Consider the following 14,773-nt stretch of genomic DNA (forward strand, 5'->3'; position numbering starts at 1 on the left):
GCAAATTCAACCCATGTCTAAGCCCCGACGCCACAAATTGGCTTCCGCCTGACGTCGTTTAACCAGACCGGAACCGGAACTCCAGAGTCGTTTCATGGCCACGATTTCATCTTCTACGCCCACCAGTATCGCCTGCCAGCGCTGCTGGTCGGGCAAGGCCTTGTCGGCTTGGTCCAGCAAGGTCTGAATAGCCTTCATTTCACGTCGGGTTTCGCCGCGCAACGACGCCCCCCGGTTAAACACGAGGCTGACCAGCACCGCGCGACACAACGGCGGCAGTTGATCCAGTGACGGGTAAATGCTCTGCGTCAGGTCGTAATAGCGTGGCAGCGTTGTGGCAGTAAATACCTGCCAGGCCAGGTTGAACGGGATGTCGATGCCCACTTCCTTCAAAGCCTTGGCCCGTTTCTTGGTGCCCGCCTTGCCGATGTCCAGAGCCAACACCTTAAACACAGCCGGCGGCAACACCGACGCCCAGTCGCGCTTGAAATCCGCCAGGGTGTTCATGCGCAGGTCATAACCGAGGCCAATGGTGATGCCGCTGGCTTCACCCGGGTAGTGCGGCCAGCGGGTATGATCCTGATAAAACGCCAGACCGCCGGTCTCTTCCCGGGCAATAAAAGCAACACCCTCGGTTGGCAAGGGCGGGAACGGCTCTGGCAGTGCCTCCAGCCAGGCCCATAAGGCGTCATCCACGACGCCCGACTGAGGCTGCCCCGCCCAGCCCTGGCAATGCGTTACGGCACGCTCAGTACCCGGCCCAAAATCCCCATCGGGTATCAGCATGGTCCCGGCCCGGTTCATCAGTGACTGCAATGCCACGACGGCCTCACCGGTTGCACCCCGCTGCAACACCACACGCGGTACGCGTTGGTCCGGCAGACGGTTGGGCGGCGCGCTTTCAGGGTCTTCAAACCAGCCCAGAAAAGTATCGGCGCCCTGAATGCCCTGCTCGATCAACGCCTGTTTTTTTGCGTCGGACAGATCGAAATCGGTGGTTTCGACATCCAGGGTGTCGATGTACAGCGTTCGTTTCCAGTCATCGCCATGCAGATGCTGGTTTTCCTGAACTCTCAGCAGCGACCGTACCAGGCTTTTGGCGTAGCCGCCGAAGTCGTTAACCGGCTCACTTCGGGGTGATTCGTCGTAACGAAAAACCCCGATGTCTTCCCGGGTTTCCAGGCGCAGGCCCAGTGTCTGGCGGTTGTAAACGTAAGGGCTGCGCCCGGGCCGCGCCAGCAGAAACCGATCGTTCTCGCGCTCGTAATACTCTGGCCGGCGCGCTGCTTCCGGTTCGGCGTCCATATCAATGTAGCGTTCCCGGTCAAAGAGCTTGACCGGGTAATTGAGCTGAACGCCACCGTCGACATACACATCATCACGCGGCCCGTGACGCACGGCCCGGTAAAACAGCGGAATGGACATGCTGATGCGTACCGCATCGACCAGGGACATGCTCGCATGGCGCTCGCGGGAGAACACTTCGGCGTAACCGGTCGACAGGTTGGTGCCAACAACATACAGATCGGGCTGCCCGGCCGCGGCCAGATCGGCAAAGGTGGCCCGGGCATCACCCAGTTGCTGCTTGATGTAGCCACCGACCCATTCGGCAAAAAAATCACCCTTGTTCCAGCCAAACTCGGACCAGAGGCGTTTCATATCGCGAATGAACAGAAAGGAATTATCCATGAAGTCGTTGAAGTCGGCCGACTGAATGATTGAACGCTGAGTTTGGATGTCATAACCCAGTGAGAACATCAGGGCGTTAATGGCGCCCGCGCTGGTCCCACCCACCCGGGTGATGTGGCCCAGATAGCCGCGCCGGGCTAGCACCTGCATGGCTCCCACGTAAGCAATGCCCTTGACACCGCCGCCTTCGAATACCAGATTTCTGAATTGTGCCGTCACCGCCACCTCCTGTGTTATACGATTGAACCCGAACTTGCAGGAATCGTACTGCGCGATCGTTCTGCTCGAATCCCTGAACAGCACAGGGCTCCAGTCTCACCAGAGGCCTGATTCGGACTGTAGTATAGAAGGCAATCCGGAAACGTCATCTAAGGTCGTGGCGATGGCATAACATCAGTCTCTGAGCCTCGCCTTGGGGCGGGAAAATCAGGGTTCCCGGTAGGTCTCCAGCCGGTTCAGCCAGCCGGGCAGCCAGCGTTCACGCTCGATATCGCGTTCGGCGTTTTCAGCGCGACGGGTCAGAACGTCGGCCGCCGACAGGCGAAAGGCATCTAACGCAGGCAGCGCTTCGTAGTGCGCCATCTGCTGTAACACCTGCAACAAGCCCCAGCCCTGACCCTGGTAGGTTTCACCGGGTACCAGGCCTTCGCCTTTAAAATTGACGTAATCGATCAGTGCGTAACTGCCCCCTGCCGTGGCGGTAAGTGCCTCCAGACGCCGGGACAGACTGGCTTGCTGACCGGCCGGTGCTGCCGCCACAACCTGTGCCAGTGAGGTTTCAGCCCGGCCCAGAATATAGGCCACCTGCAGGCCCTGGGTATCGGACAGCCACTGGCGCAACGATGCTATTCGGGGCTCTGATTGCGCCGCCAGAAAGCCTGATCGGTCGGGCCAGGGAGCGTCCAACGGCGATAACTCAGCGAGCCAGCCTGGCACAGCTACACCGCGCTGCCGGGCAAAGCTAACCAGGCCGGGAAAGCTCTCCACAAAGGGTTCGTCAACGCCGCCGGGGTACCAGATAAAGTGGCCTATTCCCAGCGAAGGGAAGGCTTCGCCTTCGTTCCAGTGCACCAGGCATTCAGGGCGGCTGGCGCATTCGTTCTGGTAAATGCGCGCACCGACCCAGTCCAGTTGCGCTGGCGTCAGTAACAGACCAAAACGGTCGGCTCCAGTCGCGGGCAATGCCAGAACAACCAGGGCCATCAATAGCCCACATACCCGATTAGTGAAGGGTCCCACGTTCGTCAATGAGTAACTCCGCTTGTTGTAAATGACAGCCCCAAGAATACCACTCACCTGCTGCGCCGCAGACGTTTTGGGGACATTCAGTTATAATCACGCTCTAACCCCGCTAATCGATTGAATCAACGGCTGACACCGACTGTACAGTGTCCCGGAGGCTATGGTTACCAACCGACATCTGTTTCGACACGCCCTGGCCAGCCTGCGCTATCATCGGCGACCCCTGCTCGCGTTCCACCTTTATTTCACCATACTGGCGTTCAGCTTGCTTTCTCCGGTGTCGGGCTGGCTGCTGTCGGTGCTGGTCAATCTCGCCGATGCTTCGCTGATCAGCAATGTTGACCTGGCCCGGTTCCTGATCTCACCGGCCGGGCTGCTGTGGATCCTGGTGTCGGGAACGCTCGCCATTGTGGCAGTATTCCTGCAGCACGCCGGTATGATGCTGGTGGTCTCGCATGGCCGTGATAACCGCTTTCATACCTCGGCCAGCGCCCTGTGGCGCGTTGCACACCGACTACCCAGGTTATTGCGCCTGGCGGGCATTCAGGTGTTCGTGCAATTGCTGGTTGCCGCGCCGTTCTTGCTGATCATCATTGTATCGTTCAACACCCTGCTCACTGGCTACGACCTTTACTACGTTATTACCGAGCAACCACCCGCCTACTGGGGTTTTCTGGCGATCATGGGAGCGATGCTCGCCATCATTGCCGTGGTCAATGGCAGCCTTTACTTACGCTGGGTGCTGGCCCTGCCGATTCTGTTGCTCGAAGAATTACCCCCCCGCCAGGCGTTAAAACGCAGTGCACAGCTCAGTAAAGGCGCAAGACTGAACATCGCTGCGCTGCTGCTGACCGCCGGTGGCGGCATCGCCCTGCTTCCCCTGGCTCTGGCCCTAGTGTTCGAGGGGCTGGCCAAGGCGCTGCTGGCCATTCTGCCGGAATTTTACAGCCTGCTGATCCCGGTGATGGTGGCGCTGATAGTGATTTACGCCGTGCTCGCGGTCGCGGCCGGGTTTATCGGTGTCAGCCTTAACAGCCTGGTCATTTTGAAGCTCTATCAACGTGGACAGGGTCGTCACATTGGCCTGCCACCCGACCCGGAGCCCCGCCAGGTGGGCGCACTTGCCTGGGGAATAGAATTGTTCGTGGTCATTCTGGCGCTGGTTCAGGTCGGCTATGTGTTCAACAGCTGGAACACACCGGAAAGCATTGCCATAACCGCACACCGGGGCAGTTCACTGAAAGCGCCTGACAATTCGCTGGCGGCCATTCAGTATGCGATCGAGGACGGCGCCGACTACATCGAACTCGATGTTCGCCAGACAGCCGATGGCCAACTGGTACTGCTGCACGATAAAGACCTGCTCAGAGTCGCTGGCGACCCGCGGGATATCTGGGAGTTAACCCTCGCCGAAGTACAGGCACTGGATACCGATCGAACCTCATCAGCCAACCCGGGCAATGCCCGCATTCCAACTCTGGCCGAAGCCATTGCGCTAATGCGCGGCCACGCCCACCTGTACCTGGAAGTAAAAAGCAGCCCGCAAAGCCCGGGTCTGATACCCCGGGTGGTAGAGGTTCTACGTGAAGAGAAAATGCTTGAACACACCCTGGTTGCGGCCCTTGAACCACCGGTTCTGCGCGAGGTGCAACAACTGGAGCCCCGTCTGCGCACCAGCCTGCTGGTTCATTCGGTTATCGGCGACATTGAAGGCCAACCCTTCGATGTGCTCTCACTGCGGGATGCGCTGATCAGCCCGGCTCGCATCAGTGCGATTCGCCAGCAGAATCAGGAAGTTCACGTCTGGACCGTCAATGACCGCCGTTCCTTGTCGCGAATGATTGACCAGGGCGTCGACAACATCATCACCGACCGACCCGAGTTGCTCGCGTCACTGCTCGCCGAACGAGCTGAGCTTTCAGAGCCTGAACGACTGTTGCTTAGGTTGCGGAATTGGATGTGGTGAGTTTTGGTGGCTGTGGTTGGTTTTTTTTGAGCTCTACCCGGTGGTTGCGGGAGAGCTACCGGGGTGGGTCTGTTTGGGGTCGCTGTAAATACTTCCATGTAAGCTTGGCTTCGGCATCCATGCCTCAGACACCCCCAAACAGACCCACTCCGGCAACTCTCCCTCCGCACCCTCACTGGCCCAATCTGATCAAATCGCGACCAATACGAAAAACAAGATTCCTACACACAACACAGTACCTCCAATAGTAACGTCTTTCGACTTAACCTCCGTGAGTATTGGCGGTGGAGGAACGCTGGTTCTTGTTAGTCTTTGGGTAATTTTCTGAATTGGCACAGGTTAAGGTGGTGGGCCGGGTAGGCCTCTGGCGGGGAAGTCCGCAGCAGGGACTAAAACGCCAGGAGCGTTTTAGCATGAGCGCAGCGAGCCCGAAGGGTGAATCCCATGGATGGGATTCATATCCTGCGGCCTAGGCCCGAGACGTCGGACCGCCAGTGACGGATTCACGCCGACCCCGACAGAGGCCTACCCGGTCCACCGCCGTCTCCACAGCCACAGAGAAAGATTAGCGACCATAAAAAAACCGGTCAAAGGACCGGTTTTTTAGAAGAATATGGTGGAGCTATGCGGGATCGAACCGCAGACCTCCTGCATGCCATGCAGGCGCTCTCCCAGCTGAGCTATAGCCCCGATGTTTCGGTGACTTCAAAGCGGTGTAGAACACTCATCTCGAAGTGGGCGCAATAATAAAAAGCAGCCCCTCGGGTGTCAAGCTGTTTTTGCTTTTAATTCAACAACTTGCACCCGAGTTGTATGGATTAGCCGATGGCAGCCAACTCTTTTTCCAGGCTCTTGAGCTTTTTCTTGCCGAGGCCACCCAGAATCTCAATGGCGTGGCGCAGACGGCCCCGGGTCATGTCCGGGCCAAGAATGTTCATGGCGTCCAGTACCGAAACCGAGGCGGCGGAGCCGGTGATGGCGATGAACAGCGGCGCCATAACATCGCGCATTTTCAGCTCCAGGTGATCGGCCACGGCTTTAACATCGGCCATGATGTTGTCCTTGCCCCAGTGTCGTTCGGCCTCCAGCTTCCACAGAATCAACTGCAGGGTTTTCTTCAGAGTGTCTTCATCCAGTTTTACCGATTCGAAGCTGGCTGGCGTGAGCGTTGGCATGCCCTGGAAGAAGAACTGGGCCAAGGGTGCAACATCGCTCAGCCGTTCGATACGTTGCTGCACCAGCGGCATAAAACGGCTGACGTAGTCGGCATTGAACTTCCAGTCGAGCAGACGCTGCAGCAGTTGCTCTGGGGTCAGGTCTTCACGCAGGTAACGACCGTTCAGCCAGTCGAGTTTTTCCGGGTCGAACACAGGGCCGCCGAGTGAAATACGTTTTACGTCGAAGTTAGCGATCATGTCGTCGAGCGTGAACTTCTCTTCGCCGTTGGGCATGGTCCAGCCCATCATGCCGAGAAAGTTGATCAGCGCTTCCGGCAAAATGCCCAGGCTGTGGTAATAATCGATCGACGTCGGGTTCTTGCGCTTGCTCAGCTTGGACTTGTCAGCATTGCGCAACAGCGGCAAATGGCAGAACACCGGGGGTTCCCAGCCGAAGTACTGATACAGCAGAATCTGTTTCGGGGTTGAAGAGATCCACTCCTCGCCGCGCAGCACGTGACTGATTTCCATCAAATGGTCATCGACCACGCAGGCCAGGTGATAGGTGGGCATGCCATCCGATTTCAGCAGCACCTGCATGTCGATTTGCGACCATTCGATCTCGATCGGGTCGCGCAGCAAGTCGGCCACTTCACAGTGACCGGTTTCGGGAACCTTCATGCGCACAACCGAAGCGTCACCGGCATCCAGCCGCGATTTAACCTCGTCAGCGCTGAGCGCCAGGCAGTGACCGTCATAGCCCGACTGGCCCGTCTCTTGTTGTTGCTTGCGCATCTCATCCAGGCGTTCAGCGGTGCAGAAGCAATGGAAGGCATGGCCCTCGTCGAGCAGCGTCTGAGCGTGGTCCTGATAAATCGCTTTGCGATCACTTTGCCGGTAGGGGCCGTGCGGGCCGCCGCAGTCGGGGCCTTCATCCCAGCTCAGGCCGAGCCAGTTCAGCGAATTGAGAATCGCGGCTTCGGACTCTGGCGTTGAACGCACCTGGTCGGTGTCTTCGATGCGTAGAATGAATTCACCGCCCTGGCTCTTGGCGAAGGCACGGTTGAACAGCGCGATGTAGGCGGTGCCAACGTGCGGGTCGCCGGTGGGCGACGGAGCGATACGGGTGCGAATCTTAGTCATAGCCATAGTGTCTCTTATGCCGTGAGAAAAGGCGGCAGTATACCGGTTCCGGTCTGCCGTAACCAAGGGCCTCGGCAAGGCGTGGCGATGAGTCGCCTTCCGCTGAGTCACCCCAATGTTATAGGATGCGCCTTTGTACCGATCCAAAGGGAAACGTCGGTTATGGTTTTATGGGTGTTAATGATCGCCGGGCTGGTCTACCTGCTGGTTCGGATTCGCCGGTTGGAAAAGACCGTCAGGGCATTGGAACAGCGGCTCGAAGCCGGGCCGTCAGCTGAAGCAATAGCGCCAGCGGCTGACGATCAGGCGTGGTCACAAACACCGCAATCACCAGCGACGGTTGCAGACACTGACGGGCAGACTCCGGTTGCGGCGCCTGCCGTTTCAGCAAGCGAATCTCGCCCGGCATCGCCGGAGCCCGCCACCACCCTGAATGAGCCCGATGTGGCGCAAAACCCCTGGCAACCGAATCCTCCTCAGCCAAGCACGCGTGCGCCCACTTTTCTGGATAAGGCCTTTGATCGGGTGAAACGTTACTTCACCGAAGGCAATCTGATTGTTCGGGTGGGCGTGATCGTGCTGTTCTTTGGTGTCGCTTTTCTATTGCGTTATGCCAACGCCCAGGGCGTTCTGCCGGTTGAGCTTAAGGTGTTTTTTGTGGCTGCGCTCGGGCTGGTGTTGCTGGGGCTCGGCTGGTGGCTGCGCCGCTCCCGGGGCGTTTATGCGCTGGTCCTTCAGGGCGGGGGCGTCGGCATTCTCTATATTACCGCCTTCACGGCCTTGCGCCTGTTTCAATTGGTGCCGGCCAGTGTCGGTTTTGCCCTCTTGCTGGTTATGGTCGTGGTGTCTGCTGCGCTGGCGGTGCTGCAAAATGCGCCGGCCCTGGCCATTATGGCGGTGACCGGCGGCTTTCTCGCACCCGTGCTGGCTTCGACCGGGGAAGGCAGCCACATCGCCCTGTTCAGTTACTACGCCGTATTGAACGCTGGCATCCTGGGTATGGCCTGGTTCAAAGCCTGGCGCGTGCTTAACCTGATCGGCTTTCTGTTTACCTTTGTGATTGGCACCCTCTGGGGCACGCTGCGCTACAGCCCGGAACTGTTACCCGGTGCCCAGGCGTTTCTGATTCTCTTTTTCCTGTTCTATGTTCTGATTGCGCTGCTGTTTGCCAGCCGCCAGCCACCCAGGCTTAAAGGCTATGTCGACGGGACTCTGGTGTTTGGTGTGCCCGTCGTCGGGTTCGCTTTGCAAGCAGGGCTGGTCCACACCTTTGAGTATGGTCTGGCCATGTCAGCGCTGTTGCTGGGTGTTTTTTATGCAACGCTTACGTTGGCGTGCCGCCGCTTCGGGGGAGCCGCCTATCGGTTACTGAGCGAAGCCTACCTGGCGCTGGCGCTGGTGTTCGCCTCTTTGTCCATTCCCTTCGCATTAGATGGTGAGTGGGTAGCGACAGCCTGGGCGCTTGAAGGCGCTGCCGTGCTCTGGATCAGTCTGCGTCAGAACCGTACCCTGGGCGCCTTGTTTGCCATCGCCCTGCAACTTGGCGCGGGTGCGCTGTTTTTCCCTGAGGCCTTAAACCGGCATTCCGACTGGATGGTACTCAATGCCGTCTTTATTGGCGGGCTGTTTGTCGCCGTCGCTGGCCTGTTCAGCAGTTACCTGTTGCTCCGGTCACAGACACCGAAACTACCGCTGCCGACACCCTTTCTCACCATACCGCTGCTGGTCTGGGGGTTGCTCTGGTGGTTTGGCAACGGCCTGGTGGAGATTCTCTATTTCGTAAACCCCGACGTTCAGTGGGTAACGGTGCTCTGTTTCGTCGCACTCTCAGCCGCTGCACTCGGCTGGCTGGAATGGAAGCTGGACTGGTCAGCGTTGCGCTTCACCCCGCTCGGTCTGCTCACCGCAATGGCACTGGCCGCTGCCCCTGCGCTGTTTATCCTGAATCATCCAATGGATGAGTACGGCGCCCTCGGCTGGCTGTTGTTGTTCAGCGCCTTCTATGGGTTGCTGTGGCTGCGAGACCGCCGCGAGCCAGCCTGGCCCCGGCTGCTGACAGGCCTGCATTCAATGGGCGCATTGCTGCTGGTGTTACTGCTCGGGGTTGAGCTGGTCTGGTGGGTGGCGCACGTTGCCGGCCCGGAGTCGGACTGGCCGATCGTTGCACAGGTCTTGCTTGTGGTGCCCTTCTACTGGCTGGTGTTACGCGGCGGTATCTGGCCAGTGACCTTACACCAGACAACCTATACTGATTGGGTGGGCACTCCGCTCTTGCTGTTTCTGGTGAACTGGACGGCGTTCATCAGCACGACGAGCAGTGGCTCCTTTGGCGCCCTGCCCTATGTGCCGCTGCTGAACCCGCTGGACCTGACCCAGCTACTGGTTCTGTTTACCGGCTATGCGGGCTGGAGAGCGCTGTGCGGCGGTGCAAACCGAACAATAACACTGCACCAGGGCTGGGTAGTACTGTCTGCCCTGGCCTTCCTCTGGCTAAACGCCGTGTTGATCCGAACCTTGCACCACTGGACCGGGCTGGCTTGGGACATGGACACCATTCTGGCCTCCAGCCTGGCACAGGCGGCGGTTTCGGTGTTCTGGACGTTATCTGGCCTGGCGGTCATGGTACTGGCGACCCGACGGGGGTGGCGACCGGTCTGGATGGCCGCGGCCGCCTTGCTGGGTATTGTTGTGGCCAAGCTGTTCCTGGTCGATATGGGCGATGCCAACACGCTGGAAGGCATCATCGCCTTTATTGTCGTCGGGCTGCTTCTACTGGTCGTCGGGTATGTCTCACCCCTGCCCCCTAAAGCCCGAATTGATGTCGGGAACACACCGGATCAGGTGTAACCGCCAACCTGGCCAGTGCCATAAAAAAACCCTGCCAGAGGCAGGGTTGATAACCCGGTCGGGGCAGTCGACCGGGTTCAGACCACCAGCGAAGCCTTCCAGGCTCCGGCCGTTGACTAAACCGTTTTCGGGTATATCTGATAATGAATGCCGGCCATGTCATGAATGGTGCGCACAACCTGAGCACTATAGCCCGCTTCGTTGTCGTACCAGACGTACACCACGGCGCGCTTGCCGGTCACAATGGTGGCACCACTGTCGACGATGCCGGTTTTGCGATTACCGACAAAATCCGAAGACACCGCTTCGGGTGAGTTGGTGTAATCGATCTGCTTGTTCAAATCGGAATACAGGGCCACGTGACGCAGGTAATCGTTCAGGTCGTCACGCGTGGTTTCCCGCTCCAGGTTCAAATTCAAAATCGCCATCGACACGTTCGGTGTCGGTACCCGAATCGCATTGCCAGTCAGCTTGCCTTCGAGCACAGGCAGAGCCTTGGCAACGGCTTTGGCGGCACCGGTTTCGGTCAGTACCATGTTCAGCGCCGCACTGCGGCCTCGGCGCTCACCCTTGTGAAAGTTGTCGATCAGATTTTGGTCGTTGGTGTAGCTGTGAACCGTTTCGACATGGCCGTTTTCGATGCCAAATTCATCGTTCAGCGCTTTCAGCACGGGCGTGATGGCGTTAGTGGTACAGGAGGCAGCCGATACAATGGTATCGGCGTCGGTCAGCGAGGTGTCATTGATGCCGTGAACGATGTTCTTGATGTCGCCTTTACCCGGCGCGGTCAGCAATACGCGGCTCGCGCCCGGGCAGTTCAGGTGCTGGCCGAGGCCATCGCGGTCACGCCACATGCCGGTATTGTCGACGACAATCGCATCGCGAATGCCGTATTGGGTGTAATCGACGTCGGCCGGTGTTTTGGCGTAGATGACCTGAATGGCGGTGCCGTTAACCACCAGCGAATCATGTTCGGCATCGACCGTGATGGTGCCTTCAAAACTGCCGTGCACGGAATCGCGACGCAGCAGGCTGGCACGCTTGACCAGATCATCATCGGTGCCGCCCGGACGAACCACAATGGCTCTCAGTCGCAGCGGTGACCCCCCGGCTTTTTCGATCAGAATGCGGGCCAGCAGGCGTCCGATCCGGCCGAAGCCGTAGAGCACGACATCCTTGGCCGGTGTCTGGTAGCGTGCGTTGGCATCGTACCCGTTTTTCAGGTCGGCCAGTTCGTCTTCCAGAAAATGACGCAGCGGTGTGCCCATGGCCTGGGACTTGTGCTTCAGTGCCAGCTTACCAATATCGATGTGCGCCGGTGCCAGGTTCATTTCGTCAATGATTTCCAGCACGCCCAGTGTTTCGTTGACCGATAATTCGTGGCCTTCCACCTGACGCACGAAACGATGGCTTTTCAGCAGTTGTATCACGGACTGGTTGATAATCTGACGGCCATAAATAGACGTAATCACGTTGTTCTTGCGATACAGACGCCCGATGATCGGGATCATGGCTTCGGCCAGGGCTTCCTTTTCCTGCCAGCGCAGCAGGGTCTGATCTATGGCAGCTTGATTCACACTCAGTCCTCTTTCCAGGTGATTGGGTCGTTGAGTTCGGACAACCATCCAGGGCTGACTCGAACAGTCGGTAGTTTGTAATCCCGATATAATCCGGGTTAAAGAAGATTCTAGTGAAGGGGCTTCGCTGTTTCGAGGATCTTTGTCAGAAATAAATTGTCAATATAGTGAGCCCGTTGCGATCACCTGGCCACTTTGAAAGTTTATTACCACAAAGTGACCGTTAATGTGCATCGACAGCGAACCCCAAATCATCTGGTTGGCTGGCATAACGGCGCAAAAAGGGTCGATACGCCCGCAACTACCCCATCGCCAACATCCGGCCTTGCGCAACCAGGCAATTTTTCGCAAGGACCATTTGAAAGAGAGTTACGGAATTTTAGTACCAGCGGGCAAGGATAATTATTTCCTGAAAACGCCCAATTTTTTTGCACGACGATCAGCCTGCCGTTGCTTAATCGTTTAGATCGATGCGCCAGCTTTGTATCAGGGTGACAATGGCACTATAGTGCGTATAGGAAATGTCAGTATGTATACGGAGATAATTTTTTAATGAGCACCACCCTCTTTGTCGATTCCGCCTGCGATTTACCCCAGTCGTTTCTCAACAAATACGACATAAAAGTGCTGCCGGCGACCATTCTGTACGATGGCCATTCAATGCCCGACTACCGCAATACCGAGAAAACCATCGCGCTGTATGAGAGCGGTGTCCTTGATAAAGGCCATGAAAGCGACACAGCACCCACGTCAGCCCAAACCATTCAGAACCTGGTTGAAAAAGCCATTAAACAGGGTCATCAGGAAATTCTGATTCAGACCGTCAGCCGCACTCGGAGCCCGACGTTCGAACACGCGACCGAAGCCGCCAACCGGGCTCAGAAGACCGCGGCCAAGAAACAGACATCGGTTTCCATTCGCGTGCAAGACAGCCGCACAGTGTTTGCCGGCCAGGGTGTACTAGCGGCTCATACGGTTGCGCTTCTGCGCAAGGGCGTCAACGGGACGGCATTGCGGCGCAAGGTCGACCGCCTCAGCTCGCGGGTACATGCCTACCAGGTGCCGGCCGATGTGTTTTACCTGCGGGAACGGGCGCGTCGCAAAGGCGACAACAGCATTTCCTGGCTTGGGGCCATCGTGGGCCGCACGCTCAACATCGCTCCCATCGTGCTGGCTCTGGACGACAAGACCTTCCCAATCAAAAAAATTCGCGGTCACGATCTGGCAATCAAAACCCTGCTCGAACACACGACCGAGAAAATTCAGCACGGTTTGCTGTCGCCTTTTGTCTGCGTCAGCTACGCCGGACACCTCGACGACATCACCGCCCTGCCCGAGTTCCAGCGCCTGCAGGCCGTCGCGAAAGAGCACAAGAACCACGTTATCGTAACGCCCATGTCCCTGTCTGGCGGAGTCAACCTGGGTCCACGTACCCTATCGGTTGCCTTTGCCTGCGAGCATTACAGCTGGCATTGAACCAGCACTATCGATATGACTTGGGAATTCCCAAAATACGAGCGACGGTTGCCGGTGATGCCTCGGCACACATTAAGCGCGGCGAACCCGGTTTCGTCCGTCGTGTTTGGCCTGGTACAGAGCCTGGTCGGCCGCCTGACTCAGTTCAGACGCATCCATTCCTTCCCGATAGGCCGCAACCCCGCCACTGAAGGTCGTTTTCAGTGGCGTGCCGCCGGCTTCGTGGTCAATGCGGGCAAAGCCAGCACAGACCTCATTGAGCAACCGTTCTGCATCGTCCAGAGGCGTATTTGGCAATACCAGGGCAAACTCCTCTCCGCCGTATCGCCCGACGCTGTCGGTTGCCCGGAATCGCTGGCGCAAATACAGGGCCAGCGACCGGATAATCCGGTCACCCACCGGGTGTCCGTAATTGTCGTTAACGGCCTTGAAGTGATCGATATCGATCATCGCAAAACACAAGGGTTGCTGTTTCTGCTGCGTTTCGGTGATGCCCTGTTTGAGCGCATCAAGAATGGTGTTGTGATCCAGCAGGCCGGTCAGGCTATCGCGTATCATCTGGTCTTTCAGGCTGCGATGGCGAATGCAGCGATGCCTTACGGTAGCAATCAGCACATCGCTGGCCACTGGCTTGGTCAGAAAATCATCCCCCCCCTGGTCCATGGCATCCATTTGTTTGCCGACATCCTGCTCAGCCGAGAGATACAGAATTGGCAGCGTATTGTAGACCTGCTGCTGGCGAATGATGCGGGCCACCTCAATACCGGTACAGCCTGGCATGTACATGTCCATCAGTACCGCGTCGGGTTTGAACGCCTGCAACGCCTCCAGAACCGTCATTGGGTCGTTCACCGCCCGGGTAATCATGCCAGCCTGATTCAGTGTGCGTTCGGTATAGAGGCTCTGTGAGCGGGAATCATCCACCACCAGCACCCGGTAGGGGCGCTCTGCGCGAAAGTTGTAGACCTTGCTGAGCCCCTGAACCAGCAAACCGATGTCGAGTGTACCTTCCTGAAAATAGACCGCGTTGGCTCGGGTGGCTTCCAGCCGCATTGTGATGTTCGGTTCGCTGGCCGACTGAAAGAAGACCGGTATGGGTGTGCTCAACATATTCTGTGCAGCCCGCGCGGCCTGAATGCCGTCGCCGGCAAATTCGGTTCCCATGATCAGAGCAGCGGGCAAGCGATGGTGCATCACGTGATCGAGGGCTTCGTCGTCGTCGATGGCCTGGGCCGGGATCCCGAAGAACTGCAGCTGCTCACACAACGCCAGTGCCAGCGTCTGGTCTGCGAAACAGACATACACCGGTTTGCGACCGCCCAGCGACTGACGACCGTCGTCGCTGTCACTGCGGCGGGCACTGTGCTCAATGAGTAAATGAACATGGTCACTCAGCGCCTGCAGCCGTTCGCTGTTAGGCGGTTTGTTGGGCTGGGTATCGGCCAGGCAGGCAATCAGTTGCGCGGCGGTTTGCTCCAGGCCGTCAAGCTCATAGCGCGAGGCCAGCGTATTCAGTTTGGTGCAATGCTGCACAAATTCCTGATGCCAGTCGGGGTTCCACAGCACATCGTCCAGCGATTGCCAGGTTTGAATAACCAGCCGGGCCTGGTCCATGACCCGGCGCCCGAAGTGGCGTTTAATCTCAGCGAGTTTTTCTGCTTTTTTGTCGGCCATTT

Annotated in this window: 8 protein-coding genes and 1 tRNA gene; 3 read left to right on the forward strand and 6 right to left on the reverse strand. The window is 57.9% G+C overall.

Annotated features, from left to right (window positions below; all coding sequences use genetic code 11):
* Window positions 1-6: 6 nt before the first annotated feature.
* Together EP166_RS03900 and EP166_RS03905 are read right to left on the reverse strand one after the other, a co-directional pair.
* Window positions 7-1,908: a patatin-like phospholipase family protein gene (locus EP166_RS03900; RefSeq protein WP_127555475.1), complete on the reverse strand. Its 1,902-nt coding sequence runs from the start codon at window positions 1,906-1,908 to the stop codon at window positions 7-9.
* Window positions 1,909-2,115: 207 nt separating this feature from the next.
* On the reverse strand, window positions 2,116-2,892 hold the full coding sequence (locus EP166_RS03905) for a hypothetical protein (protein ID WP_127555476.1): 777 nt from the start codon (window positions 2,890-2,892) through the stop codon (window positions 2,116-2,118).
* A gap of 199 nt (window positions 2,893-3,091) precedes the next feature.
* Here EP166_RS03905 and EP166_RS03910 point away from each other — a divergent pair, with 199 nt between their 5' ends.
* The gene (locus tag EP166_RS03910; RefSeq protein WP_127555477.1) at window positions 3,092-4,897 is read left to right on the forward strand and encodes a glycerophosphodiester phosphodiesterase family protein; all 1,806 of its coding nucleotides are present in this window, start codon (window positions 3,092-3,094) and stop codon (window positions 4,895-4,897) included.
* Window positions 4,898-5,511: 614 nt separating this feature from the next.
* On the opposite strand, the gene EP166_RS03915 is transcribed toward EP166_RS03910, so the two are convergent.
* Together EP166_RS03915 and gltX are read right to left on the reverse strand one after the other, a co-directional pair.
* Window positions 5,512-5,587: transfer RNA gene (locus EP166_RS03915), tRNA-Ala, on the reverse strand.
* 128 nt (window positions 5,588-5,715) lie between these two features.
* Window positions 5,716-7,197: a glutamate--tRNA ligase gene (gene gltX / locus EP166_RS03920; RefSeq protein WP_127555478.1), complete on the reverse strand. Its 1,482-nt coding sequence runs from the start codon at window positions 7,195-7,197 to the stop codon at window positions 5,716-5,718.
* A gap of 162 nt (window positions 7,198-7,359) precedes the next feature.
* Between gltX and EP166_RS03925 the strand changes: the two genes are divergently transcribed.
* Complete coding sequence (locus EP166_RS03925) at window positions 7,360-10,044, forward strand: DUF2339 domain-containing protein (RefSeq protein WP_164743801.1); 2,685 nt, start codon at window positions 7,360-7,362, stop codon at window positions 10,042-10,044.
* 116 nt (window positions 10,045-10,160) lie between these two features.
* Here EP166_RS03925 and EP166_RS03930 read toward each other — a convergent pair whose 3' ends face one another.
* Window positions 10,161-11,621, reverse strand: coding sequence for a glyceraldehyde-3-phosphate dehydrogenase (locus EP166_RS03930; protein ID WP_246026210.1), 1,461 nt, complete (start codon window positions 11,619-11,621; stop codon window positions 10,161-10,163).
* Window positions 11,622-12,173: 552 nt separating this feature from the next.
* On the opposite strand from EP166_RS03930, the gene EP166_RS03935 reads away from it, so the two are divergent.
* Window positions 12,174-13,097: a DegV family protein gene (locus EP166_RS03935; protein ID WP_127555481.1), complete on the forward strand. Its 924-nt coding sequence runs from the start codon at window positions 12,174-12,176 to the stop codon at window positions 13,095-13,097.
* A gap of 72 nt (window positions 13,098-13,169) precedes the next feature.
* Here the strand turns inward: EP166_RS03935 and EP166_RS03940 are convergent, their stop codons facing one another.
* Window positions 13,170-14,771, reverse strand: coding sequence for a GGDEF domain-containing response regulator (locus EP166_RS03940; RefSeq protein ID WP_127555482.1), 1,602 nt, complete (start codon window positions 14,769-14,771; stop codon window positions 13,170-13,172).
* Window positions 14,772-14,773 lie beyond the last annotated feature (2 nt).

Source organism: Saccharospirillum alexandrii (genome assembly GCF_004000275.1).
Lineage (GTDB): Bacteria > Pseudomonadota > Gammaproteobacteria > Pseudomonadales > Natronospirillaceae > Saccharospirillum > Saccharospirillum alexandrii.

What these genes read in the sequence shown, in the direction of transcription:
- gltX (WP_127555478.1), bottom strand. Translation starts at nt 7,197, where the DNA reads ATGACTAAGATTCGCACCCGTATCGCTCCGTCGCCCACCGGCGACCCG.
- EP166_RS03940 (WP_127555482.1), bottom strand. Translation starts at nt 14,771, where the DNA reads ATGGCCGACAAAAAAGCAGAAAAACTCGCTGAGATTAAACGCCACTTC.
- EP166_RS03905 (WP_127555476.1), bottom strand. Translation starts at nt 2,892, where the DNA reads ATGGCCCTGGTTGTTCTGGCATTGCCCGCGACTGGAGCCGACCGTTTT.
- EP166_RS03910 (WP_127555477.1), top strand. Translation starts at nt 3,092, where the DNA reads ATGGTTACCAACCGACATCTGTTTCGACACGCCCTGGCCAGCCTGCGC.
- EP166_RS03935 (WP_127555481.1), top strand. Translation starts at nt 12,174, where the DNA reads ATGAGCACCACCCTCTTTGTCGATTCCGCCTGCGATTTACCCCAGTCG.
- EP166_RS03925 (WP_164743801.1), top strand. Translation starts at nt 7,360, where the DNA reads ATGGTTTTATGGGTGTTAATGATCGCCGGGCTGGTCTACCTGCTGGTT.